The organism is Streptomyces sp. NPDC047079 (assembly GCF_040643755.1).
GTDB lineage: Bacteria > Actinomycetota > Actinomycetes > Streptomycetales > Streptomycetaceae > Streptomyces.
In genome coordinates this window covers 346,999-369,935 of sequence record NZ_JBEYUZ010000005.1, presented here as the reverse complement: position 1 = coordinate 369,935, position 22,937 = coordinate 346,999, and the positions used below count along the sequence as shown (strand labels likewise).

The window sequence follows — 22,937 nt, the reverse complement described above, 5'->3', positions numbered from 1 at the left end:
TCTGGGAGATGACCGGTGACCCTGTGACATAGCTGGGAGGCGCAGCCCGTGACGATCACGGAAGGTGACTGTCACGCTGTCACGCCCAGGGGGTGTCACGCACCCCGTCCGGCTGTCACGCTCGGGTGTCACGCGGCCGATTCGGCCCGGAACCACGGGCCCGGACCCCGATCCGGGCCTCGTGCCTGATCAGCGTGACACGGCCCGAGTCCGGTTACCGTCCGCTGCTGAACAGTCCGGCCGACTGTCCTTTGACAGGCGATCCTGACCGATTGACAGGTGAGTTTGACCGCTGGGCCGCGCGGGGAGCCGTCCGCGGTACTGGAATTCGCCGATGTGGCACCCGTCCCGGTACGGTCCCGGATCCGCGCCCGGCTGTGGCTCGCCGGCTCGTTCGTGCCCGACGAGGGGCAGCTCGTCCTGCGGCCGACGCGTATCGCGCTGCGCCGGGCGAACGGCGTGACAGCAGTCGACGCCGACGAGTACGCGGCCGCCGAACCGGATCCGCTCGCCACGGCCGAGGCCGGGCTGCTCACCCATCTCGCCGACGCCCACCCCGAAGCGGTCGACCGGCTCACCCGTCTCGTCGAGCCCGACAGCCTGCACGGCGCGGTACGCGTCCAGCCGCTCGCCGTCGACCGCCACGGACTGACCTTGCGCATCGAGCGGGCCCGCGGCCACGGCGACGTACGCCTGACGTTCCACCGGCCCGCCGATGACACCGCCCAACTGACCGAACGCGTGCACGTGCTGCTCGGGCAGGCCGCGCGGGCCGCCTGCCCTCGGGCGCTACAGCGGCAGCGCACAGACCGCGACCGGTGAGGCGAACGGCTCGCCCGCACGCCGCAGGCCGCCGCTCCCACGGTCGACGTGGAAGACACTGACCGTGCCGGACCGCTGGTTCGCCGCGAACAGCAACCGCCCGTCAGGGGAGAGCGCGATATGGCGCGGGAAGTCACCGCCCACCGGCACCGTGTCCAGCAGCCGCAGCCTGGCCCCGCCCGCCTCGACCGCGTACCGGGTCAGACTGTTGTGGCCCCGGTTGGCGAGATACGCGTACGACCCGTCCGCCGTCACCACGAACTGTGCCGGATAGCTCGTCCCGGCGCCCGTGCCCGTGGACTGCGGCTCGCCCGGGGTGAGGCTTCCGGTCTCGGGATCGTAGGCGCAGACGACGGCCGTGTTGTCGACCTCGTTGGCGAGATAGGCGAAGCGGCCGCCGGGGTGGAACGTCAGATGCCGGGGCCCCGCGCCCGGCCGGGTCCGCGCCCGGGAGACCTCGCTGAGCGTGCCGCGGGACAGGTCGAGACGGTAGGTGTAGACGGTGTCGGTGCCCAGGTCCACGGCGAGTACATGGCCGCCGTCGGGACCGGTGAGGAACTGGTGGGCGTGCGGTCCCTGCTGCCCCGGCCCGGGCGGCGGGCTGGAGTGCGTCACGAGGTCGGTACGCTCGCCCAGCGCACCCGAGGGGTCGATGGGATGCACCGCCACGCTGCCCGAGAGGTAGTTGGCGCTCAGCAGCCACCGCCCGCTCGGATGCACCGACAGATGGCAGGGCCCCGCGCCACCCGTGCCGCGGGTGCCTAGGATCCTGTGCCCGTCCAGGCGTACGGCCGTCACCGAGCCGTCCTGTCGCTCGTCCACGGCGTAGAGCGTGCGCCCGTCGGGATGCACCGCGAGATACGAAGGGTCGGGCACACCGGTCAGCGAGCCCCCCCCGGTGATCCTGCCGCTCCCCGGGTCGTACGACGCGAGGCCGATGCCCTGGCCGCCGCCCTCGACAGAGGTGTACGTGCCGAGGAGCAGCGGGCGGGGGCCGGAGGAACGGCGTGACGGCGAAGACGTGTCGGCCGCGGTCGGCCGGGGAGCGTCCGCAGCCTGGTCGGGCTGCCTGTGCGGCGTGGCCCGCTCGGGCGCGGCGGGTGCCGGGATCGTGGCCATCGCCGCCGCGGCGGTGGCGGCGCCGAGCAGACGGCGCCTGCTCCAGCCCCCGCCGGACGAAGCCCGCGTCGGTTCCGTACGCCTGCGCATCCCGCACCTTCAGAGTCGACGGCCTCGTCTGCGACAGCCACCATGGCCCGTATCGACGGGAAGTGCAAGGCGGGCAACGCCCGTTGCGCAAAGCGCAACGGGCGTGCGTCGTCGTCGATCGTTTCACCGGCCGCCGTCCTTCACGGGCCGCCCGGGGCGTCGCCGAGCGGCTTCACCTCGTGCTGACGGCTGCTGCCAAGGCTCCGCGTGAACCGGAGCCGTACACCTCGATCCGTGCCGCGCCCATCCGTCCCCCGCTTTCCCGCCCATCGTTCGTCATCAGGAACGACCGGGCGGCCCAGGACGGTTCCGGCCCCGCGGGAATGTGCGCAACCGGGAGAGGCCGGGGCGAAGCATCTTTTCCCGCATCCGGGCGAGGAGGGGATTCCGCTCGCGCTGCTCGCGGGCGCCGCGGTCCAGCTCCTCCAGCAGACGGCGGGTGCGGTGCTCCGTGTCCAGCTCGTCCAGGATCCGGTTGACCTCGGTCAGCACGGCGCCCTGCAAATGCCAGTACTGTGCGTCCCGCTGCACGTTCTCCAGCAACAACTGGGCCAGTTTGTCGCGGGTGGCGCCCGCGGTGGCCAACTGCTCGGCGAGCCGGCCCTCCGCGGACTCGGCGCTGCGGCTGACGTCGGTGGTGACGAGTACGGCGAAGCTGACCACGGCATCGGCGATCTCGGACAGCAGCCGCTCCAGCGTCGCCCCTGTCTCCGGCTCGAACAGCGGCTCGGGATCGCGTGCCTTTGCCAGGTCGGCGAGGGTCCGGGCGATCACCCGCAGGACCACCGTGCAGATCTCCAGCGTGTCCAGACCGGTGCGCAGCACGATCCGGTGGAGCAGACCCTCGCGGACCCGGGGGTTGAGCTTCAGACTGTCCTCGGCCTGCCGCAGCGCGGCGTCCACCTCGACGATGTCGTGGTCGAGCCGACGCGCCTCGAACAGCCGCACGGTAGCCAGGGCCGCCGGCACCCGGCCTGAGGCCTGCTCGCCGACGCGCAGCATCAGCTGGCGCATCCGGCGCGCGAGGTCCTCGATGGACTCTCCGGCGGTGCTCACCCACACCGGGGGAGCGAAGAACAGGTTCGTCGCCAGGCCGACCACCGCGCCGATCACGGTCTCGAGGACCCGGGCCCAGGCCGTGCTGCCGACCTGGGTCACCCCGAGGACCAGCATGGCGCTGATCGCCACTTCGGGCACGTACTCGCTGACCCGTACGACATGGCCGACGGCCAGCGAGGCCAGGATGATCAGAGCCAGGCTCCACCAGGTCAGGCCGACCAGCACACTGAAGCCGATGGCGATGATGACGCCCGTCACCACGGAGTTCACCCGGCGCACACTGTTGGTGATCGTCGCGTAGAGCGTCACCTGGACGACCAGGAGGGCTGTCAGAGGCGCGGTCAGCGGGGCCGGCTCGGGACTGAGGCGCAGGGCGACCACGTAGGCGATGGTCGCGGCCGCGGTCGAACGAACAGCCTGGACGACCTCGGGCACCTGGCGCCACTTCACGATCCGGGCGGTGGCCCTCGCCCATGCCTCACGCACATCTCGCATCCCTATGGCTCTTCCCCGTCCACCTGGGCATCGAACGTATGGGTGGGGAGGGTCACCGTGTGCGGCCGGGTCAGGCGTGCAGCTTGTCCAGGAACGCCGACAGGTTGTCCATCATCCGGGCGATCTGCTGCTCCGTGGTGAGGCTCTCCTCGAAACGGCCACCGGCCTCGGGCACCTTCTTTCCGCGTATGTACAGGGGGCAGGCGAGGTCCGTGCACATGTAGACACCGACCGAATTCCCCTCGCGCCCCGCCGCGCCCGCCTTGCGGGCCGTCATCAGGGAGACGCCGTTGCCGGGGTGTGTGGTCAGACAGAGCGAGCACATGCTCCGGTGCAGGAAGCCGCGCTGCGAGGACGGAAAGCGCAGCGTGATGCCGACGAGTCCGCGGGCGCGCTCGGTGACGAGATAGCTGCGGTCCGGTGCCCCCGGATCCCGCCAGCCCAGGAAGTCCAGGTCGTCCCAGGGGCGTTCGCCCAGGTCACGGGGAACCGCCAGCCGCTTGGACTCTCCCTTCGAGCAGTTGATGAACGAGTTGCGGATGTCCTGCTCGGTGAGCGCTTTCATGAGGAGTCCTTCGGGAACCTAGGGTGCGTAGGTTTTTCCCTAAACTAGCGAGGCGGAACGGGGGAGAACCAATGGTTTTCCGGAGCCGCCGGTCTGTACGCGCGGCGGACCTGCGGCGCTCGCGCCCGTGGCTCGGCCGGCGGCACCACCGGCGGCCACCTCTGGCAACGAGTACGCCCAGCGCGGGCCCGAGGTGACTGTCGGACCCCAGCTCTAGGGTGGCGCCGTGGACGGCATGGACGGCATGGACAAGTGGCAGGTGCGGCTGGAGCCCTGGGCGGAGGGCGACTCGTGGCTGCTGCGCAGGACGAACGGTCCCGAGATGACCGAGCACGTGGGCGGACCCGAGACCGAGGAGCGGCTCCTGGCGCGCCACCGGCGCTATCTCGCCGTGGACCCCGGACAGATGTACCGGGTCACGCTGGCGCACACCGGCGAGACGGTCGGCTCCATCGGCTTCTGGGAGCGGGCGTGGCGGGAGACGACAGTGTGGGAGGCCGGATGGGGGGTCCTGCCCGAGTTCCAGGGACGGGGCCTTGCCGCACGTGCGGCCCGGGCGGTCGTCGAGGCGGCGGGAGCCACCGGGAAGCACCGGTATCTGCACGCGTTTCCGAGCGTCCACCACGTCGCCTCGAACGCGGTGTGCCGGAAAGCCGGCTTCGAACTGCTGGGGCCGGTCGACTTCGAGTACCCGAAGGGCACCTGGATCACCAGCAACGACTGGCGAGTGGACCTCGGCAGCCCCTGAGCCATGGAGCCCGGTGGCCCTGAGGCGTGGAGCCCGGTGGGCTCGACGCCCGGAGCCCGGCTGAGCGGCCTGCCCACGGGGTCGCGCCCGCGGGGCCGGCCCTCGCTGCTCACGGCCCCTAGGCATCCTCCTCCGGTGTGCCCGCCTGCGCCCGTACCTCGGCCTCGACGTCGCTCCGGGTCCTGCCGCGCTCCTTGGCGTAGTCGGCGATCTCGGCCCGAAGGTCGCGATCGAGGTCACGCCAGGCACGGACCGCGGTTTCGTACAGGTCGGACTGCTGCTTGGTCCACGGGGTAGCGGTGGGCGGGCCGTACATCTCCCGCAGCCCCGCCGCCTTCCTCTCCGCCTCACTCGCCGCTCGCTGCATCTCCACGATCTCTTCAAAGGTCTTCGCCACGGCCCCGGATCCTAGGCGTGCTGGTCGGGGCCGGGTTTCACGACCCGCTCGACAGGCACGGAGATCGACCGGTCGGCCCTGGAACAGGTCCCGGCGCCGCACTCGGCCGCGACGTGCGCGCCCCCGCCGACCTGGCAAGGGGCGGCGTGGAGTTTCCACCGCGGATTCATATGGCGCCAAAGCGCGGACCGCCACCGGTCGGCGCTCAGACGGGGACCACTAATCCCTTACGGCGAAAGGCAGTTGACGCACATGCCCCTTGTCACCTGGGCGGCGCGGCAGGGCAGTGAGGCGGCCGCACCTGTCATGCCTTAAATTAGGGCCTGATTTAAGAACGGGTCAACGTGCGCCCCGAGGACGGCGCGGCGGTATCGTGCAGGTCGGGCAGGGCCGGAGGGAGTCACATGGCGGGGCGGAACGGGCGCACGGTACGTGACCTGCGCCGGGGCAATCGCGCCGAGGTGCTGCGGCGACTGTACTTCGACGGTCCGATGAGCCGGTTCGAACTGGGCCCGGCGACCGGTCTGAGCTCCGGCTCCGTCAGCAACGTGGTCGCCGAACTGGTCGCGGACGGACTGGTGGAGGAGGCCGGTAGCGTCGACTCCGACGGCGGCCGCCCGCGCACCCTGCTGCGCGTCGCGCCCGCCGGAGGGTACATGATCGGCGTCGACGTCGGCGAAACCCGCGTCCGCGTCGAGCTGTTCGACCTGGCCCTCACCGAACTGGCCCGGACCGACAGGCCGTTGGAGCACCAACGTTACGACGTCGAGGTCGTCGTCGGGCACATCCGCGACGGCATCGAGGAGGTCCTGGCCGCCGCCGGCATCGCCCCCGAACAGCTCCTGGGCGCCGGTATCGGCGTACCCGGCATCGTGGCGCGCACCCCCGAGCGGGGCGCCGTCGTGCACGGCCAGACCATCGGCTGGGACGCCGTGCCGGTGGAATCCCTGCTCCGCTCCACGTGCCGGCTCCCGGACTCCGTCCCCTACTTCATCGACAACGGGGCGAAGACCCTCGGCCAGGCCGAGATGTGGTTCGGCGCCGGGCGCGGCGCCCACAGCGCGGTCGTGGTCCTCTTCGGCTCCGGCGTCGGAGCCTGCCTGGTCACCGAGGAGGTGGGCAGCGGGCGCGCCGTGGAGTGGGGTCACCTGACGGTGCGGGTGCGGGGACGGCGATGCCGATGCGGTGCCCTCGGCTGCCTGGAGGCGTACGCGGGTGCGGAGTCGCTCATCGACCGCTGGCGCGAACAGGGCGGGCGACCGCCCGAGCACACCGACGAGGAGACGGCGCTGACCGCCCTGCTGGCCGCCGCCTACCCGCCGGAAGGCACCGAGACGGACCCGGTGGCGCTCGCCCTCCTGGAGGAGACCGCCGAGTACCTGGGTGCGGGCCTGTCCGACCTGATCAACCTCTTCCAGCCCGAGCGGATCCTGATCGGGGGCTGGGCGGGTCTGCAACTCGGTTCCCGGTTCCTGTCGGCGGTACGCCGGCACGCGAGGGCCTACGCCCTGCGGTATCCGGCCGAGCGGGTCACCATCGACCTCGGCAGGCTCGGTCCGGACGCGGTGACGGTCGGTGCGGCGATCCTCCCGCTCGCGGACTTCTTCGCCCGCGGCGGACGGCGCGCGGAGCCCGCGCACGAGGGAAGACGGCCCACCTGGCGGACGGCCCTCGAGGAACGGACGCCGCGCTGACGGGGGCCTCGATCGGCCGTTCGAGCCGGGTGGCTCGAACGGCGCGCCCGGTCGTTTCACGGACACGTCACCGGGTACTCGCGCCTCGCCCGAACGGGGCCCGCATCCGCTCGCGGGCCCCGTTTGCTCGATGAGCGAAGAACGGAGCAAGCGCCGTGACCGAACAACGGCACCAGGGTCCCGGCGAGCAGACCCGCCCGATCCCGCGGGACATGCAGGACCAGCAGGCCCGTAATGCCGAGGACCCGTGGGACGTCCGCACCGCCCGGGACGACAGCGCACGCGCACCGGACACCGAAGAGTCCGCGAACGACGTACCCGACACCGACGAGGCGGGCACCGGCAGGCGGGGCGCCCCCCAGTCGGGCTCGGTCCACCCCGAGCACCCCGTTCCGGACGAGCCCTCCGACTGACCCGCACCGGCCTGTCCCGAGCGTGACCGGGGCAGGCCGGATGCGCGGTCGGCCCCCTCCCGGTGGTTTCCTCGGGGGCGGGACGCGACTGCGTCGACCCGTCTCAGGAGCGGGACGCGAACGCGTCGACGCCGGTGAGGCCCGCGGACAGCTCCCACAGGCGAGCGGCCTGCTCCGGGTCGGTCGCCCAGTCCTTGACCCCGCGGCGCCCGCCGTCCGCCGGCGCGGGTTCCGCGATGTCACAGTCCTCGCAGTACACCCCGCCCATGCCGGCGAGCTGGGGCGAGGTGGCGGCCCACACCTGGGTGGCCGCTCCCTGCTCGGGGGTCTTGAAGGCGTCGGGGTCCACCAGGGCACCGGTCTCGTCGATCCAGCCGCGCTCGACCATCTCCTCCTGGGTGAGATGGCGCTGCAACGGGGTGAGGATGCCGCCGGGGTGCAAGGAGAAGGCGCGAACGCCGTGTTCCCGGCCGAGCCGGTCAAGGTGCACGGCGAACAGCACGTTCGCGGTCTTGGCCTGCCCGTACGCCTCCCACTTGTCGTAACCCCGCGTCCAGTGCGGATCGTCCCAGCGGATCGGGGAGCGGTGGTGCCCGGCGGAGGACACGGACACGACCCGGGCCCCGCCCGGCTCGATGGCCGGCCACAGACGGTTGACGAGCGCGTAGTGGCCCAGGTGGTTGGTGGCGAACTGGGCTTCCCAGCCGGGGCCCACCCGGGTTTCCGGGCAGGCCATGACGCCGGCGTTGTTGATCACGAGATCGAGGGTGCGGCCGGAGGCGAGGAAGCGTTCGGCGAAGGCGCGTACGCTCTCCAGGTCACCGAGGTCCAGCTCGTCCACCTCCACCCGGTCCAGGCCCGTCAAGGCCTCCTCGGCGGCGACCCGGCGCCGCGCGGGGACGACGACCCGGGCGCCCGCCTCGGTGAGGGCCCGCGTCGTCTCCAGGCCGAGCCCGGAATAGCCGCCGGTCACGAGCGCGAGCTTGCCGGAGAGGTCGATGCCGCTCAGGGCGTCCTTCGCGGTACTCCTGGCGCCGAAGCCCGACCCGATGCTGTGCTGTGCAGTGCTCATGGGACGACGCTACGAATTGAAGCGCGCTCCAAGTCAACCCGGCGCCGGCCCCCGCCCCTTCGGGTCGGAACGGCGTTCGTCCGACGGCGTTCGTCCCCCACGGCGTTCGTTTCCGACCGCTCGTGCCAGGTGACGCAGATCACGTCAAAGGCGTAGCCTTTCCGGAACACTGACCGGTAGTTTCCCGTTAAATCAGCCGTGGGTACGGACGGGACAGTGTCCCCGGGCCTCATCTCTCGCCCACAGGGACGATCGTTCGGCTGAAGCCCTGTGGAGCCTTTCGCCGAGAGGCGACCGCCGTCCGCGCCCACCACAGACCGCCCCGACCGTGATCCCCCCGTCCGGTCGGGGCTCTCCTGTGCTCTCTAGGCGTCCTCTGCTCTCTAGGCGTCCGCTGCCAGCGGACTGTCCCCCAGCATCGCCAGCAGATGCGCCGGATCCCGATAGACGGCGCCGGCGCCCGCCTCCCGCAGATCAGCCTCCGGAATACCGCCCGACAGCAGGCCGACACAGGTCACCCCGGCCCGGGTGCCCGCCTTCATGTCCCACACCGTGTCGCCGACGAACACCGCCGACTCCGGTGGCACCCCGACCAGCTCCAGGGCGTGCTCGACGGGTTCGGGTGCCGGCTTGCCGGCCTTCACGTCGTCGGAGCTCGCCGTCGCCGCGATGGCGTCGTCCGCCCCTATCGCCCGGCGCAGCGCCGACAGCTCCCGTCCGCTCGCCGATGTGGCCAGTACGACGTTCCAGCCGTCATGGTCCAGCCGCCGCAGCAGCCGTCCGGCGTCCTTCAGCGGAGGCAGGCGGTCGAAGAACGTCCCGTACAGGGCCGTGTGCGCGGCCACCAGCATGTCCACCTCGTCCCGGTCCCGGCCGCCCACGAGATGGGCGATCAGGTCCTCGGACCCGAGGCCCACCGACCGGTGGATGGCGTGCATCGGCACCTGGTGACCCGCCTGCCGGAATGCCTCCCACCACGTCGTGACATGCAGATGATTCGTGTCGACGAGGGTCCCGTCCACGTCGAAAACGGCCGCCCGACCCATGATCTTCCTCCCTCAGGTTCGGGCTCGGGTACCACCGGACGCACCGGCCACACGTGCGGGAACCGTGCGCTCCCGGGTCCAGGTCAAGAGCTCGTCCGCGGTCCAGGCGGTGATCACGCGCTCGGCGGGCACCGAGCACTCCTCGGCCCGGGCACAGCCGTTGATCTGCCAGTCGAGCTGCCCGGGCGCGTGCGCGTCGGTGTCGATCGCGAACAGCACGCCCGCCTCCACCGCCTGCCGCAGCAGCCGACGCGGCGGGTCCAGCCGCTCGGGCCGGCTGTTGATCTCCACGGCCGTACCGGACTCGGCGCACGCGGCGAACACCGCCTCCGCGTCGAACTCCGACTCGGGGCGCCCGCGCCCCGTGACCAGCCGGCCCGTGCAGTGGCCGAGCACGTCGGCCAGCGGATTGCGGACGGCGGCGATCATCCGGCGGGTCATCGAGCGGGGGTCCATGCGCAGCTTCGAGTGCACCGACACGACCACGACGTCCAGCCGTTCCAGCAGTTCCGGCTCCTGGTCCAGCGAACCGTCGTCGAGGATGTCGCACTCGATACCGGTGAGCAGGCGGAACGGCGCCCACTGCGCGTTGAGCGCGGCGACCACCTCCACCTGCTCGCGCAGCCGCTCGGCGGACAGCCCACGGGCGACGGTGAGCCGGGGGGAGTGGTCGGTGAGCGCCGCCCACTCGTGTCCCAGCCGCGCGGCTGTCCTGCCCATGTCCTCGATGGGGCTGCCGCCGTCCGACCAGTCGGAGTGCATATGGCAGTCCCCGCGCATCAGCGCCAGCAGACTCTCGCCGCCCTGCGTCAGCGGCTTCTCGCCCTCCCGCTCCAACTGCTCCAGGTAGCCTGGGACCCGCCCGGCCAGCGCCTCCCGCACCACCTGGGCGGTCTTGGGGCCGATCCCACGGAGCGACTCCAGCGTGCCCGCCGCCGCCCGCTCGGCCACCTCGTCCTCGGGAAGCGCGGCCAGGACGGCGGCCGCGGTGCGGAAGGCCCGTACGCGATACGTCGGCGCCCCGGCGCGCTCCAGCAGGAACGCGATCCGGTCCAGTGCTGCGACGGGGCCCATCGACACCTCCTCACCCTCCAGCCTTGCCCAGGCGTGCCCGGCTCGCACGGTGGGCGCCGCCCGGGCGTCGTTCACCCGGCCGGACGAACCTGTGGAGGCCGGGCCGTCGGGGCGTGGACGGTACGGCGCCGGCGAGGCTCCGGGAGCCCCACGGGCCGTGGGCTGCCCGAAGCGCTCCGGCTGCCCGGGCGATCTACGCTCTATTCATGACCGAAATCGCGAGCCCCCACATCTCCCATCCGCGGATCACGGTGCTCGGGGTCCAGCCGGGCCACCCGCCGTTTCGCATCGTGGAGATCGACGGCCAGGTGGTCGGCGAGGCGAGGTCGCTCACCGACGTGCTGGCGGTGGCCTCGGAGGCCGGCATCCCGGTCCACGACCTCGACGACCCCGACGTGGTCCGGTGGGTGGGCGGCGACAAATTCACCTGGACGCGGCACTAGGTGTGCTGTCCGGGGACGCGCACGCACGGGCGGGCCTCGTCGTCCTCGCCGAAGCCCGCCGCGTACGTCCGCGGTTGCCGCCGGACACACGGACGGTCGGTCAGCCGACGGTCCACTTCTGGTTGGCGCCACCGGAGCACGACCAGATCTGAAGGCGTGTGCCGTTCGCGGAGTTGTTGTCCGTCACGTCCAGGCACTTGTTCGCCTGTGGATTGACGATGTCGTGGGCCGCGGTGACCGTCCATTTCTGGTTGGGCCCGCCGGTGCAGTCCCACAGCTGCACCTTGGAGCCGTCCGCGGTGCCGTTGCCGACCACGTCCAGGCACTTGCCGAGCGCCCGCAGAGTACCGTCCGACGCCACCGTCCACTTCTGGGCGGCCGTGCCATTGCAGTCGTACAGCTGGACGGGGGTGCCGTTGGCGGAGTTCGCGCCCGCCACGTCCACGCACTTGCCCGCGAGCCCGGTGATCGGGACGCCGGTGCCGCTGGGGCTGTCGCTCGTCGTCACCTGCACCGAGTCCACGACGAGTTGCTGCGGGAACACCGTGGAGCCGTCGGGGTCGCCGGGCCAGTAGCCGCCGACGGCGAGGTTGAGGATCAGGAAGAAGGGCTTGTTGAACACCCAGGTCTTGCCGCCCAGATCGGCCGGGGTACGCCGCTGGTAGACCGTGCCGTCCACGGACCAGGTGATCGAGTCGGGTGCCCAGTCCACGGCGAAGGTGTGGAAGCCGTCCGCGAACGCCTGGCCGTTCGGCAGGGAGTAGGCGGCGCCGATACCGCCGGAGCCCGAGTAGCCGGGTCCGTGAATGGTGCCGTGGACGGTGCCCGGCTCGAAGCCGACGTTCTCCATCACGTCGATCTCACCGCTGTTGGGCCAGCCGACCTGCCCGATGTCGTTGCCCAGCATCCAGAAGGCCGGCCACATGCCCTGCCCGCGCGGGATCTTCATCCGGGCCTCGACATGGCCGTACTGCGCCGTGAACTTCCCGGAGGTGTTGAGCCGGGCCGAGGTGTACTGGCAGGTGCCGTACCAGCACTGGTAGTTCGCCGGGTTCTCGCGGCGGGCCGTGATCACCAGGTGTCCCTGGCCGTCCAGCGCCGCGTTCTTGTTGCCCGACGTGTAGTACTGCCGCTCGTGGTTGTTGACGTTGTCGCCGGTCTCCATCTGCCACTTGGAGGAGTCGACGGCGGCACCGGCGGGGCCGTCGAAGGTGTCGGAGAACACGGTCGCGTCCGCCGCCTGCGGGGCCGCTTGGGCCGCGGGCGTGAAGGCGGACGCGGCGAGCACGGCGGACAGTGCGGCGAGGAGGCATCTGCGGAGCAGGCGTGGGGAATCCATGGGCTCACTTTCCGTACGGCCGCCCCGACACGGGCGGGCCGACTGAGGTGGGGGGCGGCGACGCGGCCGGACGTGCCGGGCGCGCCACAAGCGAGGTGTTGATTCAGCCCTTGATTCAAGAGGTGAGCTAATGGGTCGTCAAGACTTTGGTACAGACTTGGCCGGAGCCCGCCGCCCCACCTGCGCTTTCCCCCTGTCCTTGCCGCCGCTCAGTCCTTGCCGCGCTGCCGCACACGTGCGTGCACCGCGCGCCCCAGCCGTCGTCCGAGCAGCAGATAACCGAGCAGCGCGCCCGCCGTGTTGAGGATGACGTCGTCGATGTCGAACGCGCGGCCGGTCACGAGCGCACCCTGGGCCAGCTCGACCAGCAGCATCACGAGCGCGGTGACGATGCCCACGCGCAGGATGCCCCGGGTGCCGGGCGCCAGCACCGGCAGAAGAATCCCGAACGGCACGCCGAGCAGGATGTTTCCGCCGATCTGCTTGATGGCGCCACGTGCCGCGGGCTGATCCAGATAGGCGCGCAGCGAACGGCCCGGATGCAGGTTGTTGTGGATCAGGGCCTGGGAGGCGGGCGACGGCTCCAGCGTCATCCGGGCCAGCGCCGCGGCGAAGGCCACCATCGCCACGAAGGCGAGTGCCATGACCAGCAGCCGGACAAGGAGCGGGAGCGGCCGTCGCTCCCGTGGTGCCTCCCCGCCCCGGCGACGACTGAATTGCGCGGTCCGTGCGGTCGAAACTGTGCGTGCCATCCCACCCTCCCGGTTGCAAGTGCTCTCTCGGTACTGCCTGTTACCCCCGACGGATGCGCTGATGCCGAGCGGTGCCGCAGCTGGGGGAGTCGTCGGCCCAGTGTGGCCGAGGTGTGCCGCCGCGGTTTCCGCTCCCGCGGGCGGGGCACTCCGTGCACCAGCCGTTCGCGCGCCGCCGTGGCGAGGGGGCGCCACGATGCTTGGATGACATGTCGGATATTTCTGGAGGTAGCGGTGGATGGAGGTGGGGCATGAACGCGCGTACGGCACTCGGCACCGCGCTGGAAGTGCTCGCCTGGTGGGTCGCCCTCACCCTGCTCTGGCTCGTCCTCATCAGCACCGTCGACACTCTGGAGTGGGTTGTGGGGGCCTTGGCCGCGCTCGCCGGCGCGGTCGCGGCACGCGCCGCGCGGCGGGCGGTAGGCGCACGGTGAACGGCTGGACCTGGACGGCCACGATCGCGCTCGGCGCGGGTGTCGGCACCACCGTGTGGGGCGTCGTCACCGGGCCGCTGCGCCGCCGTGTCGTCGCACAGAACCTGTGCAGCGCGCTCGCCGCCCCCGGACTGCTCCTGCTCGCCCAGGGCTACGGGCGCCCCGCGTACGTCGATCTCGCCCTCCTCCTGGCCCTGCTCGGCCCGGTCGGCACCCTCGTCTTCGCCCGGCTGCTCGCCGACGACCTCGCCGAGGACCCGCCGCGGTCCCGGGCCGTCACCCTGGCCGTCGCGGGGTACGGGGCCGTGGTGGTGCTGGTCCTGTGCGCGGTCACCGGCCCCGGGCGGGCGATGGTCAAGCTGCTGGTCATCGGGGCGCTGTTGATCGGCGGCAATCTCGTGGCCTCCCGCGCGCTGTCCGGCGGATTCACAGGGAGCCGCCGTGGATGACCCGCTGATCGTCGTCGTGCTGCTGCTGGTGGCCGCCACGGCGACCGCGGCCGTCGCCGTGCGAGACCCCGAGCGCCAGGCCCTTGTCCTGGCCGTGCTCGGCGTCTGCCTCGCCCTGCTGTTCACCGTCGCGCAGGCGCCGGACGTGGGTCTGTCACAACTCGCCGTGGGATCCGCGGTGACCCCGCTCCTGATCATGCTCTCGGTGCGCAAGGTCAGACGGAGGCAGAAGGACGGGAAGGGAAAGGCGCGATGACCCGGCGCGTGCGACTGATCGTCCTGGCCCTCGGCGGCGCCGGCCTGGCGGCCCTGCTCGTCGCCGCGTGCCTCGGCCTGCCGGGCTTCGGCGGCGACCGGCACCCCTACGGCGACCGGGCCGTGAGGGCCGCTCTGTCCCGGCAAACCGCCAACACCATCGCCTCCGTCAACTTCGACCAGCGTGCCTTCGACACGCTCGGGGAGATGAGCATTCTGTTCGCCTCCGTCCTCGGCACCGTGGTGCTGCTGCGACAGACCCGCGACGAGAAGCGCGGACAACCGCAGCCGCAGCAGGTCGCGCTCCCCGTCCGCCGGTACGCGCTCGTCGTCCTGCCCGTCGCACTCGTCTCCGGCCTCTATGTGATCGCCCACGGGCAGCTCAGCCCCGGCGGCGGCTTCCAGGGCGGAGTCGTCGTGGCGACCGCCCTGCACCTGCTCTACCTCGGCGCCGACTACCGCGCCCTGGAACGCATCCGGCCCATGGGCCTGTTCGAGGTCGGCGACGCGCTCTCGGCCTCCGCGTACCTGGTCACCGGGCTCGCCGGCGTCCTCGCCGGCACGTCCTTCCTCGCCAACACCCTGCTTCCGTACGGCACCTTCAACACGCTGTCGTCCGGCGGGACCGTGCCGCTGCTCAACGCCGCCATCGGCATGGAGGTCGCCTGCGCGGTCGTCGTCCTGCTCGCCCGCTTCCTGGACCAGGCCGTCGAGATCGAGGAGGACGACGGGAAACGATGACCGTACTGCCGTACCTCGTCGCCGTGTGGATCTTTCTGACCGGCTGTTACGGCCTCGCGACCAGCCGCAATCTCATCCATGCGGTCGGCTGCCTCGCCGTCTGCCAGTCCGCCACCTATGTCCTGCTGCTGGCCGTCGGCTACCGCGCCGGCGCGACAGCGCCCGTCTACTCCGACATCAAGCCCGGCTCGCGGCCGGTCGTGGACCCGGTGGTGCAGGCCCTCACCCTGACCGACATCGTCGTCGGCGCCACCGTCACCGCCCTGCTGCTCGCCCTCGTCATGCAGGTCTCCAAGCGCCACGGCACGGTCGACCCCGACGAACTGCGGGAGCTGCGCGGCTGATGAACCACCTGCTGCCGTTGCTCGTCGCCGCCCCGCTGCTCGGTGCCGGCCTGCTGACCGCATGCGGCCGCCGGCTGCCGCGCATCGCCGCCGAGAGCTTCGGCTGCGCCGTATCGGCCGGGACCGCGGCCCTCGCGACCTGGCTGTGCCTCAACTCCACACCCCCGCTGACCGAATGGGTCGGAGCCTGGACGCCCCGCGACGGCACGAGCGTCGGCATCGTCCTCATCGGCAACGGACCCGGCCTCGGCATGGCCGCCCTGGCCTCCCTGCTGACGCTGGCCTCCCTCGCCTACTCCTGGCGCTACTTCGACGAACCGCCCCGCCGGCACGCCGGCTCCTACCCGGCACTCATGCTGCTGTTCCAGGGCGGCATGTGCGGGTTCGCGATCACGGGCGACCTGTTCAACGCGTTCGTCTTCTTCGAACTGATGAGCGCCGCCGCCTACGCCCTGACCGGCTACCGCGTCGAGGAGGCGAAGGCCGTCCAGGGCGCTTTGACCTTCGGCGTGATCAACTCGCTGGGCGCATACGCCATGCTGATGGGCATCGGGCTGCTCTACGCGCGCACCGGCGAGCTCTCGCTGACCCACATCGGCCGGGGACTGGACACCCACGGCGGCCCCGACGCGCTGACCCTCGCCGCGTTCGTCCTCGTCATGACCGGGCTGCTGGTGAAGGCCGCCACCGCGCCCTTCCACTTCTGGCTGCCCGACGCGCACGCCGTCGCGCCCACCCCGGTCTGCATGCTGCTGTCCGGCGTCATGGTGGAACTCGGCGTCTACGGAGTCTGGCGTGTCTACGGCGCCGTCTTCTCCGGACCGGGCGGGATCCCGGCGGCCGACCTGGAGCGGGCGCTCACCGTGCTCGGGGTCCTGACCGGCGTGGTCGGCGCCCTGATGTGCTGGTTCCAGCGGCATGTGAAGCGGCTGCTCGCCTGTTCGACCATCGCCCACATGGGTCTGTTCCTCGTCGGCATCGGCTCCCTGCTGCCCGAGGCCGACGACGGGGTCGCGCTGTACCTCCTGGGCCACGCCGGTGCGAAGGCCGCCCTGTTCGCCTGCACCGGTCTGCTGCTGGACCGGTTCGGCTCGGTCGACGAGCACGCGCTGCACGGGCGGGGCCGGCCGCTGCGCGGGGTCGCGGTGATGTTCGTGCTCGGCGGCCTTGCGCTCGCCGGACTGCCGCCGTTCGGCACCTCACTCGGCAAGGCGGTCACCGAGGAGGCCGTGGGCGGGCCGCTGACCGTGGTGTACCTCCTCGTGTCCGCGGTGACGGGCGGCGCGGTGCTCCGGGTCGCCGCGCGGGTCTTCTACGGACTGGGACCCCAGCCGCGGGACGGGTCGGCGTACGAGACCACCGGCACCGGCGAGGAGCCCGAGACCCGGCACCGGCTGAGCCGGATCCCGGACACCATGACGGCCGTGCCCGCCCTGCTGCTCGCCGGCTCGCTCGCCGTCGGCGTGGTGCCGGGCTTCGCGGGGATCGTGGCGCGCTCGGTGAACGAGGCCGGGTCCGGCGGGGCGCTCGCCTCCGCCCACTGGACCGTGGCCGGTGTCCTGCTGGGGGTGGTCTCCACGGCCGGGGCCCTCGCCCTGGCCGCGATCGCCGTCACCCGCCCGGAACTGCTTGGCGAACGGCCCTGGACGTGGCCGCTGCGCCGATTGCAGTCCGGGCACATCGGGGACTACGTGGCCTGGGTCCTGCTGGGCACGGCCCTGCTCGGGGCACTGGCCTTGCCCGGGATCCTGACCGGCTGAGGAGCGGTTGCTCAGGTGCCGTAGGACACCTTCACCTCCTTGAAGCCGAGGGACTTCAGCAGCCCCTCCAGCATGCTGGTGGTGTTCGACTCGGCGCGCGCGGTCAGTTCGCTCTCCTTCGCGGCCTCGCCGATGTGCTGGACTGCCAGCTTCTGCACGGAGCGCTCGCTGTTGGGGTTGTCCGAGAAGAGGTCGCCGATGCGGTCCAGCAGACCCCGCTGCTTGGAGACGGCGTAGGAGCGGTCGGGGTCGAGCGTGGGCTTGCCCAGCGCCGCGTGCGGCAGTCGGAGCGTGGCGGACGTCCGGTCGCCGTTGACCGTCACGTCCTGCTTGCCGACCTTGCCGAGGTCGACGTACGCGTCCACCGTGCCCGCGCCCACGTACAGCGTGCGGGTGCCGCGGATCGCCGACGGCAGGTACTTGGCGTCCTTCTCCAGGTCCACGACCACCTGGAAGTTGCCGGAAGCGGCCTCGTAGCGGCTCATGTCCTGGATGGACTCCAGGAGCGCGGGGCCCGACCGGTCGTGCGTGTCCGTGCCGAACAGGTCACGCAGTCCCGGCAGCACGCTCAGGCGCAGGCCGGCGAACAGCACCGCGAGCACCGCGACGAGCGCGATGACCGCCTTGGCCCAGCCCGGCGTCCGCCGTCGCACGGATGTCGGTTCGGGCCTCTGCTTCGTGGACGTCGTCATATCGACAGTCCTCCCTTCTTCTCGCCGGTTTCCCACCACGACCCCCTGAGGAACGCGAAGTTCGCCGATTGTGACGGCGGACGGCGGACGGCGGGCGGCGGACGGCCGCGCGCCCGGGTCCCGGCGCGCCCATGGAGGCTTTCCGCCGGCTCGGCGGTGCGCCGTACGGGGGCGGCGCACGCGTCCGCTCCGGGTACCGCGTCCGCGGGATGTCCCCTCGCACCGGCGAAGGGGGCGTCCGCCGCCCGCCGCGCGGACCGCGTGGCCGAGCGGCGCGAGAGCCCGTCAGTAGCATGGGCGCGCAGCCCGTTTTCGATCATGCGAGGAGCGGATCGTGCGTGACATCGCTGTCTTCAGCGGCAGTGCCCATCCCGAGCTGGCGGCGGAAGTGTGTGCGCACCTCGGGGTGCCGCTCAGCCCGGTGCGGGTCAGCAGGTTCGCCAACGACTGCCTGGAGGTGCAGCTCCAGGCCAACTGTCGCGAGCGTGACGTCTTCCTCGTGCAGCCTCTGGTCGCCCCGGTGCAGGAACACCTCGTCGAGTTGCTGCTGATGTGTGACGCGGCACGTGGCGCCTCCGCCGGCCGGATCACGGTGGTCATGCCGCACTACTCGTACGCCCGGTCGGACAAGAAGGACGCGCCGCGGATCTCGATCGGCGGGCGGCTGGTGGCCGACCTGCTGGTCGCGGCCGGGGCCGGCCGCGTCCTGGCCATGACCCTCCACTCGCCCCAGGTCCACGGCTTCTTCTCGGTCCCGGTCGATCACCTGCACGCCCGTCGGGAGCTGGCCGCGCACTTCCATCAGTACGACCTGTCGCACGCGACCGTCGTCTCGCCCGACCTGGGCAACGCCAAGGAGGCGGCGGCCTTCGCTCGGATGATCGGGGCGCAGGTGGCGGCGGGCGCGAAGCAGCGGTTCGCGGACGACCGGGTCAGCATCAGCTCCGTCATCGGCGATGTCGCCGGACGGGATGTGATCGTGCTGGACGACGAGATCGCCAAGGGCAGTACCGTACTGGAACTCCTGGAGCGGCTGCGGGAGTCGGGTCCGCGGTCCATCCGCGTCGCCTGCACCCATGGCCTGTTCGCGGCAGGTGCCCTCAAACGGCTCAGCGAGCAGCCCGACGTGCTGGAGATCGTGTGCACGAACACGGTGCCGGTCCCGGTCGAGGAACGCACCGGGAAGCTGCGGCTCCTGTCCATCGCCCCCGCCCTGGCCGAGGCCGTCCGCCGTATTCACAACGGCGAGTCCGTCAGCGCCCTGTTCGACGCGCCCCGGAGCGAATAGACAAAGAGCAGCAACCCCACGGACCCCGTGACCTGCGCAGTTGTCATGACCGCCGGTGGGACTGCTGTGAATTCGTGATGCTTTTGAACACACCATGGCCCGGCCGCGTACAAGGAGGGGGATTTTCGTGCCAGGCCCGCCATGACGTGTAGGAGTACTCCCTTGAGACGCAACACGCGCAGACGCCCGACAGGCGCACGGCGCGCGACCTTTGCAGCAGTCGCGCTGATCCTGGGCGGAGGGGGGCTGGTAGCAGCGAACGTCTACGCCTCGGCGAGCGAAGGCGGCTGGGGCGGCACATCCGACCAGAGTGGCGACCAGGTCCTGACGTCGCGAACGGTCACTCTCGACTGCCCGGACGTCGGCCAGAAGCTGACCGATGTCCCGGGCCCGGCACAGTCGCAGGTCGACACGGAACTGGCGGCTCTCGACAAGCAGATCACCGAGGCGTACGACCGGCTGGCCTCGACGCGCCAGGCGCAGGCGGACGACGGGAGTTACGTTCACAACGCGATCCTCGGCCCGCTGAAGGACAAGCGCGCCGCGGTGATCGACCGGATCAAGTCCGACTACCAGCGGGCCGGCGCCACCGCTCCCGGCGCGATCGACGGCATGGCCCCGTGCACCGGGGTCCCCGCCGACCAGGGGCAGCCCCCGGCCGACAGCCAGAACGGCGGTGGCCAGAACGGCGGCGGCCAGGACGGGCGGCAGCCGGGCAACGGCGGGCAGGCCGCCGGCGGTCCCGTCGCCTCGGACTTCGTGGACATCCGGAGCGTTCAGCCGAACGTCCAGAAGCCCGCTCGGCAGGCCGGCGCCTCGACCGGCACGTTCGTGACCAAGTGCGGTGTCAACGCCAACGGCAACCACAACACCGACAACGTGATCGTGGCGCCGGGTGTGAAGAACGGCGCCCACCATCTGCACGACTACGTCGGCAACCAGTCGAACGACGCCTTCGCCACCGACGAGACGTTCGCGGCGGCCCAGACCAGCTGCGACAACCAGCAGGACAAGTCGTCGTACTACTGGCCGGTGGTGCGTGTGCAGGACGGCACGCAGGACTTCGACCAGAACAACGACGGCGGTGGCAAGGAAGGCAACGTCGGCAAGATTCTGGTCGCCAAGCAGGCCGAGATCTCCTTCGTCGGCAGCCCGGCCGGCAAGGTCGTCGCGATGCCGCGCTTCCTGCGGATCATCACCGGTGACGCCAAGGCGTTCACCAACGGGCCGAAGAACGCCAACGCCCACTGGAGCTGCACCGGCTTCGAGGACCGTCAGCTGACCGACAAGTACCCGATCTGCCCCACCGGCAGCAGCGTGGTGCGCACGTTCGCCTTCCAGAGCTGCTGGGACGGCCAGAACACCGACAGCGCCAACCACCGCACGCACGTCGCCTTCGCCGACGCCGGCGGCAACTGCGAGAACGGCTTCAAGGCGATCCCGCAGCTCACGATGCGTCTGGTGTACGACGTACCGCAGCCGGTCATCGACAACGGCCAGGTGAAGAACCCCTACGCGGTGGACGGCTTCCCCGAGCAGCTGCACAAGCCGATCACCGATCACGACGACTTCATCAACGTCATGACGGACGAGCTGATGAACCAGGTCGTCGACTGCGTCAACAGCGGTCGCCAGTGCGGGGCCGACGCCGGTGACCAGCCGCCGAACACGCCCGGGCCGTCGCCCGACCCGTCCTCCGGCGGCAACTCCGGCTCAGACCAGGGCTCCTCGTCCGGCGGCACGAACGGAAGCGACCCGAGCACCTCGCCCGGCGGCAACCCGGGTTCGGGCGCGGGCTCTTCGTCCGGTGGCGACCCGGGTTCGGGCGCGGGCTCTTCGTCCGGTGGCGACACGGGTAAGGGTTCTTCGTCCGGTGACGAATCCGGTGCCGGCTCCGGTGGCAAGCAGACAGCGCAGCCCACGGCCGGCACGCCGGGTACCCCTGCGGCCGGCGGCTCGGGCGGTGACCAGGGCGGCGCGAATCCCAGGGTCTTCTCCACTTCCTCGCCCGCCCGGAGCGAGGCGTCCACCGCACCGCAGAGCGTCTCGGACGACAGCCGCGCCGTGCAGGACGCCGGGCAGCCCTCCGCCGGGGGCGCGGCCGCTCCGTCCATCGCACCGCAGCCCCAGCCCCAGGCGGTGACGGGTGGCCTGGCCGAGACGGGCGCCCATCTGTGGCCGGCCGCGGCCGGAGCGGTGCTCGTGATCGCGGGTCTGGTGCTCCTGCGCCGTATCGGACGCAGGTCCGTGTGATCCTGCTCGCGGACGGCACATGAAGGCGGCGGGACCTGCCCGGCAGGTCCCGCCGCCTTTCCCCTCGTCCCGGCCGGGGCCGCCGACGCGGTCCCGGCGGATCAGTTGATCTCCAACGGCCCAGCCGCCTCCGACCGGCCGAGGACCTCGTCCAGCGACGCCGCGGGCGGCAGTGACTCCGCCAGTCGGGTCAGGCGCAGGATGCGCAGCGTCAGCGGGTGGGTGCAGACCAGGTGCAGTGTGCCGCCCTGTGCCAGCACCCGGCGCCTGGCGCGGAAGAGCAGGCGCAGCCCTGAGCAGTCGAAGAACTCCACCGGTCGCAGGTCGATGACGATCCGCGGTGCCGGGCGGCCCGTCGCGGAGTCCAGGAACGGCGTGATCTCCAGGGCCGCGACGACGTCGATCTCGCCGTGGAATTCGAGCACCAGGTGACCGCTGTCCCGGTGGATGCGCAGATACCGGGGGAGCGGTGCGGGGCCGTGCTGCATCGACATCGCCTCCACCGACGCCCGGCATGAGTGGGCTCAAAAGCCTTGCCCACTCTGCAAGTTACCTCGATGGAATGAATTCCAGCACGTTCGATTGACATATGTCTTCCCCTGGCGCGTGCAGCCGCGCGGGGTTCGTCAGTCCACCAGCAGGACCAGCTTGCCCGTGGTGCGGCCGGCGTCGCCGATCTCGTGCGCCTTGGCGGCATCGGCCAGCGGGAAGGTCCCGGCGATCGTGGCGCGCAGCCTGCCCTCCGTGACGAGTCCGGCAATGGCCCTCATGCCGTGGTGGTCGGCGTCGACGAGCATCTCGGTGGCGCGTACCCCGAGCTTCTCCGCCTCCTCGGGCAGCTCCTTCGATCCCTGCGGCAGGATGGTGATCAGAATCCCGCCCGGACGCAGGGTGCGCAGCGAGCGCTGGACGTAGTCGCCGCCGATCGTGTCCAGGACCACGTCGATGTCGCGGACCGTCTCCGCGAAGTCGGTCTCCCGGTAGTCGACGAGCTCGTCCGCGCCCAGTCCGCGAAGGAAGTCGTGCTTGCCCGCGCTGGCCGTGCCGACGACGTATGCGCCGCGCGCCTTGGCGATCTGGACGGCAACGTGACCGACGCCGCCGGCGGCCGCGTGGATCAGCACCCGCTGCCCCGGCTGGAGGTCCGCCGTCTCGACCAGGGCCTGCCAGGCGGTCAGCGAGACCAGCGGCAGCGCGCCGGCCTGTGTGTGGTCGATTTCCGAGGGCTTGTGGGTGAGGGCGCGGGCGGGGACGGTGACGTACTCGGCGTGCGAACCGTGGCCGAACGGGTAGGGCAGCATTCCGAAGACTTCGTCCCCGGGCTGGAACAGGGCGACGCCGATTCCGGTCTCCTCGACCACGCCGGAGACGTCCCAGCCGAGGACGAACGGCGGCTTGCCGAGGAATCCGCCGGTGGCGCGGTGCTTCCAGTCGGTCGGGTTGACCCCGGCCGCGCGTACCCGCACCAGCACCTCGTTGGGCCGCGGCGTGGGGCGCTCCAGCCGTACTTCCTTGAGGACCTCGGGGCCGCCGAGGACGTCCTGACTGATGGCTCGCATGGTGTTCACAGTGCTCATGGTGTCCCAGCCTGCC

At 71.5% G+C, this 22,937-nt stretch carries 24 protein-coding genes and 1 pseudogene; 13 read left to right on the top strand and 12 right to left on the bottom strand.

The genetic code is table 11. From position 1 onward, the window contains the following. Positions 1–297 precede the first annotated feature (297 nt). Positions 298–822 (top strand): annotated as a pseudogene (locus tag ABZ823_RS10950) (DUF2470 domain-containing protein); the annotation flags it as partial. Here the strand turns inward: ABZ823_RS10950 and ABZ823_RS10945 are convergent. From ABZ823_RS10945 to ABZ823_RS10935, 3 genes are all read right to left on the bottom strand, one after another. Then, positions 790–2,031 carry a lactonase family protein gene (locus ABZ823_RS10945; protein WP_361656807.1) on the bottom strand — a complete coding sequence of 414 codons (1,242 nt, stop codon included), beginning with the start codon at positions 2,029–2,031 and terminating at the stop codon, positions 790–792. The pseudogene ABZ823_RS10950 and the gene ABZ823_RS10945 sit on opposite strands and share 33 nt — an antisense overlap. Before the next feature lie 279 nt (positions 2,032–2,310). Continuing rightward, a complete protein-coding gene (locus ABZ823_RS10940; protein ID WP_361656804.1) occupies positions 2,311–3,585 on the bottom strand; it encodes an aromatic acid exporter family protein in 1,275 nt (424 codons plus the stop codon). Positions 3,586–3,655: 70 nt separating this feature from the next. Then, on the bottom strand, positions 3,656–4,150 hold the full coding sequence (locus tag ABZ823_RS10935; protein WP_361656801.1) for an FBP domain-containing protein: 495 nt from the start codon (positions 4,148–4,150) through the stop codon (positions 3,656–3,658). A 235-nt stretch (positions 4,151–4,385) separates the two neighbouring features. Here ABZ823_RS10935 and ABZ823_RS10930 point away from each other — a divergent pair, with 235 nt between their 5' ends. Continuing rightward, complete coding sequence (locus tag ABZ823_RS10930) at positions 4,386–4,898, top strand: GNAT family N-acetyltransferase (RefSeq protein ID WP_361656890.1); 513 nt, start codon at positions 4,386–4,388, stop codon at positions 4,896–4,898. A gap of 118 nt (positions 4,899–5,016) precedes the next feature. On the opposite strand, the gene ABZ823_RS10925 is transcribed toward ABZ823_RS10930, so the two are convergent. Further along, positions 5,017–5,295, bottom strand: a complete 279-nt coding sequence (locus ABZ823_RS10925) for a hypothetical protein (RefSeq protein ID WP_361656798.1) — start codon at positions 5,293–5,295, stop codon at positions 5,017–5,019. Between the two features lie 404 nt (positions 5,296–5,699). Here ABZ823_RS10925 and ABZ823_RS10920 point away from each other — a divergent pair, with 404 nt between their 5' ends. Together ABZ823_RS10920 and ABZ823_RS10915 are read left to right on the top strand one after the other, a co-directional pair. Then, the gene (locus tag ABZ823_RS10920) at positions 5,700–6,989 is read left to right on the top strand and encodes an ROK family transcriptional regulator (RefSeq protein ID WP_361656795.1); all 1,290 of its coding nucleotides are present in this window, start codon (positions 5,700–5,702) and stop codon (positions 6,987–6,989) included. A 155-nt stretch (positions 6,990–7,144) separates the two neighbouring features. After that, positions 7,145–7,402, top strand: coding sequence for a hypothetical protein (locus tag ABZ823_RS10915; protein ID WP_361656792.1), 258 nt, complete (start codon positions 7,145–7,147; stop codon positions 7,400–7,402). Positions 7,403–7,505: 103 nt separating this feature from the next. Here the strand turns inward: ABZ823_RS10915 and ABZ823_RS10910 are convergent, their stop codons facing one another. The 3 genes from ABZ823_RS10910 to ABZ823_RS10900 all read right to left on the bottom strand — a co-directional run bounded on the left by ABZ823_RS10910 (position 7,506) and on the right by ABZ823_RS10900 (position 10,594). Further along, positions 7,506–8,474 (bottom strand): SDR family NAD(P)-dependent oxidoreductase, encoded by a 969-nt coding sequence (locus ABZ823_RS10910; protein ID WP_361656788.1) that lies wholly within the window; start codon positions 8,472–8,474, stop codon positions 7,506–7,508. Between the two features lie 383 nt (positions 8,475–8,857). Further along, a complete protein-coding gene (locus ABZ823_RS10905; RefSeq protein ID WP_361656785.1) occupies positions 8,858–9,520 on the bottom strand; it encodes an HAD family hydrolase in 663 nt (220 codons plus the stop codon). 12 nt (positions 9,521–9,532) lie between these two features. Beyond that, positions 9,533–10,594, bottom strand: a complete 1,062-nt coding sequence (locus ABZ823_RS10900; RefSeq protein ID WP_361656782.1) for a PHP domain-containing protein — start codon at positions 10,592–10,594, stop codon at positions 9,533–9,535. A gap of 206 nt (positions 10,595–10,800) precedes the next feature. On the opposite strand from ABZ823_RS10900, the gene ABZ823_RS10895 reads away from it, so the two are divergent. Next, positions 10,801–11,037 carry a hypothetical protein gene (locus ABZ823_RS10895; protein WP_361656779.1) on the top strand — a complete coding sequence of 79 codons (237 nt, stop codon included), beginning with the start codon at positions 10,801–10,803 and terminating at the stop codon, positions 11,035–11,037. A gap of 100 nt (positions 11,038–11,137) precedes the next feature. On the opposite strand, the gene ABZ823_RS10890 is transcribed toward ABZ823_RS10895, so the two are convergent. Further along, complete coding sequence (locus ABZ823_RS10890; RefSeq protein WP_361656776.1) at positions 11,138–12,376, bottom strand: family 16 glycosylhydrolase; 1,239 nt, start codon at positions 12,374–12,376, stop codon at positions 11,138–11,140. Positions 12,377–12,585: 209 nt separating this feature from the next. Next, positions 12,586–13,128, bottom strand: coding sequence for a VanZ family protein (locus ABZ823_RS10885; protein ID WP_361656773.1), 543 nt, complete (start codon positions 13,126–13,128; stop codon positions 12,586–12,588). A gap of 251 nt (positions 13,129–13,379) precedes the next feature. Between ABZ823_RS10885 and ABZ823_RS10880 the strand changes: the two genes are divergently transcribed. Genes ABZ823_RS10880 through ABZ823_RS10855 form a run of 6 tightly spaced genes read left to right on the top strand, consistent with a single transcriptional unit; the run spans position 13,380 to position 17,111 of the window. Then, the gene (locus ABZ823_RS10880; protein WP_361656771.1) at positions 13,380–13,562 is read left to right on the top strand and encodes a hypothetical protein; all 183 of its coding nucleotides are present in this window, start codon (positions 13,380–13,382) and stop codon (positions 13,560–13,562) included. Next, positions 13,559–14,011, top strand: coding sequence for a monovalent cation/H+ antiporter complex subunit F (locus tag ABZ823_RS10875; RefSeq protein WP_361656768.1), 453 nt, complete (start codon positions 13,559–13,561; stop codon positions 14,009–14,011). Before ABZ823_RS10880 ends, ABZ823_RS10875 begins: the two co-directional genes overlap by 4 nt. After that, a complete protein-coding gene (locus ABZ823_RS10870; RefSeq protein ID WP_361656766.1) occupies positions 14,004–14,267 on the top strand; it encodes a DUF4040 domain-containing protein in 264 nt (87 codons plus the stop codon). The genes ABZ823_RS10875 and ABZ823_RS10870 overlap by 8 nt, the downstream gene beginning before the upstream one ends. Then, positions 14,264–15,007 carry an MnhB domain-containing protein gene (locus ABZ823_RS10865; RefSeq protein ID WP_361656764.1) on the top strand — a complete coding sequence of 248 codons (744 nt, stop codon included), beginning with the start codon at positions 14,264–14,266 and terminating at the stop codon, positions 15,005–15,007. The genes ABZ823_RS10870 and ABZ823_RS10865 overlap by 4 nt, the downstream gene beginning before the upstream one ends. Further along, positions 15,004–15,351 carry a sodium:proton antiporter gene (locus tag ABZ823_RS10860; protein WP_361656762.1) on the top strand — a complete coding sequence of 116 codons (348 nt, stop codon included), beginning with the start codon at positions 15,004–15,006 and terminating at the stop codon, positions 15,349–15,351. The genes ABZ823_RS10865 and ABZ823_RS10860 overlap by 4 nt, the downstream gene beginning before the upstream one ends. After that, positions 15,351–17,111: a complex I subunit 5 family protein gene (locus ABZ823_RS10855; RefSeq protein ID WP_361656759.1), complete on the top strand. Its 1,761-nt coding sequence runs from the start codon at positions 15,351–15,353 to the stop codon at positions 17,109–17,111. Before ABZ823_RS10860 ends, ABZ823_RS10855 begins: the two co-directional genes overlap by 1 nt. A gap of 11 nt (positions 17,112–17,122) precedes the next feature. Here ABZ823_RS10855 and ABZ823_RS10850 read toward each other — a convergent pair whose 3' ends face one another. Next, the gene (locus tag ABZ823_RS10850) at positions 17,123–17,803 is read right to left on the bottom strand and encodes a DUF4230 domain-containing protein (protein ID WP_361656756.1); all 681 of its coding nucleotides are present in this window, start codon (positions 17,801–17,803) and stop codon (positions 17,123–17,125) included. A 334-nt stretch (positions 17,804–18,137) separates the two neighbouring features. Between ABZ823_RS10850 and ABZ823_RS10845 the strand changes: the two genes are divergently transcribed. Next, positions 18,138–19,091, top strand: coding sequence for a ribose-phosphate pyrophosphokinase (locus tag ABZ823_RS10845; RefSeq protein WP_361656754.1), 954 nt, complete (start codon positions 18,138–18,140; stop codon positions 19,089–19,091). A gap of 141 nt (positions 19,092–19,232) precedes the next feature. Next, positions 19,233–21,344, top strand: a complete 2,112-nt coding sequence (locus tag ABZ823_RS10840; protein WP_361656751.1) for a DUF1996 domain-containing protein — start codon at positions 19,233–19,235, stop codon at positions 21,342–21,344. Between the two features lie 101 nt (positions 21,345–21,445). On the opposite strand, the gene ABZ823_RS10835 is transcribed toward ABZ823_RS10840, so the two are convergent. Beyond that, the gene (locus ABZ823_RS10835) at positions 21,446–21,832 is read right to left on the bottom strand and encodes an anti-sigma factor antagonist (RefSeq protein ID WP_361656887.1); all 387 of its coding nucleotides are present in this window, start codon (positions 21,830–21,832) and stop codon (positions 21,446–21,448) included. A gap of 138 nt (positions 21,833–21,970) precedes the next feature. Continuing rightward, positions 21,971–22,921: an NADP-dependent oxidoreductase gene (locus ABZ823_RS10830; RefSeq protein WP_361656748.1), complete on the bottom strand. Its 951-nt coding sequence runs from the start codon at positions 22,919–22,921 to the stop codon at positions 21,971–21,973. Positions 22,922–22,937: the final 16 nt, after the last annotated feature.

Coding starts and splice junctions, on each gene's coding strand:
- ABZ823_RS10945 (WP_361656807.1), bottom strand. CDS start 2,031: ATGCGCAGGCGTACGGAACCGACGCGGGCTTCGTCCGGCGGGGGCTGG.
- ABZ823_RS10940 (WP_361656804.1), bottom strand. CDS start 3,585: ATGCGAGATGTGCGTGAGGCATGGGCGAGGGCCACCGCCCGGATCGTG.
- ABZ823_RS10935 (WP_361656801.1), bottom strand. CDS start 4,150: ATGAAAGCGCTCACCGAGCAGGACATCCGCAACTCGTTCATCAACTGC.
- ABZ823_RS10930 (WP_361656890.1), top strand. CDS start 4,386: ATGGACGGCATGGACAAGTGGCAGGTGCGGCTGGAGCCCTGGGCGGAG.
- ABZ823_RS10920 (WP_361656795.1), top strand. CDS start 5,700: ATGGCGGGGCGGAACGGGCGCACGGTACGTGACCTGCGCCGGGGCAAT.
- ABZ823_RS10910 (WP_361656788.1), bottom strand. CDS start 8,474: ATGAGCACTGCACAGCACAGCATCGGGTCGGGCTTCGGCGCCAGGAGT.
- ABZ823_RS10905 (WP_361656785.1), bottom strand. CDS start 9,520: ATGGGTCGGGCGGCCGTTTTCGACGTGGACGGGACCCTCGTCGACACG.
- ABZ823_RS10900 (WP_361656782.1), bottom strand. CDS start 10,594: ATGGGCCCCGTCGCAGCACTGGACCGGATCGCGTTCCTGCTGGAGCGC.
- ABZ823_RS10895 (WP_361656779.1), top strand. CDS start 10,801: ATGACCGAAATCGCGAGCCCCCACATCTCCCATCCGCGGATCACGGTG.
- ABZ823_RS10890 (WP_361656776.1), bottom strand. CDS start 12,376: ATGGATTCCCCACGCCTGCTCCGCAGATGCCTCCTCGCCGCACTGTCC.
- ABZ823_RS10885 (WP_361656773.1), bottom strand. CDS start 13,128: ATGGCACGCACAGTTTCGACCGCACGGACCGCGCAATTCAGTCGTCGC.
- ABZ823_RS10880 (WP_361656771.1), top strand. CDS start 13,380: ATGAACGCGCGTACGGCACTCGGCACCGCGCTGGAAGTGCTCGCCTGG.
- ABZ823_RS10865 (WP_361656764.1), top strand. CDS start 14,264: ATGACCCGGCGCGTGCGACTGATCGTCCTGGCCCTCGGCGGCGCCGGC.
- ABZ823_RS10860 (WP_361656762.1), top strand. CDS start 15,004: ATGACCGTACTGCCGTACCTCGTCGCCGTGTGGATCTTTCTGACCGGC.
- ABZ823_RS10855 (WP_361656759.1), top strand. CDS start 15,351: ATGAACCACCTGCTGCCGTTGCTCGTCGCCGCCCCGCTGCTCGGTGCC.
- ABZ823_RS10850 (WP_361656756.1), bottom strand. CDS start 17,803: ATGACGACGTCCACGAAGCAGAGGCCCGAACCGACATCCGTGCGACGG.
- ABZ823_RS10840 (WP_361656751.1), top strand. CDS start 19,233: ATGACGTGTAGGAGTACTCCCTTGAGACGCAACACGCGCAGACGCCCG.
- ABZ823_RS10835 (WP_361656887.1), bottom strand. CDS start 21,832: ATGCAGCACGGCCCCGCACCGCTCCCCCGGTATCTGCGCATCCACCGG.
- ABZ823_RS10830 (WP_361656748.1), bottom strand. CDS start 22,921: ATGAGCACTGTGAACACCATGCGAGCCATCAGTCAGGACGTCCTCGGC.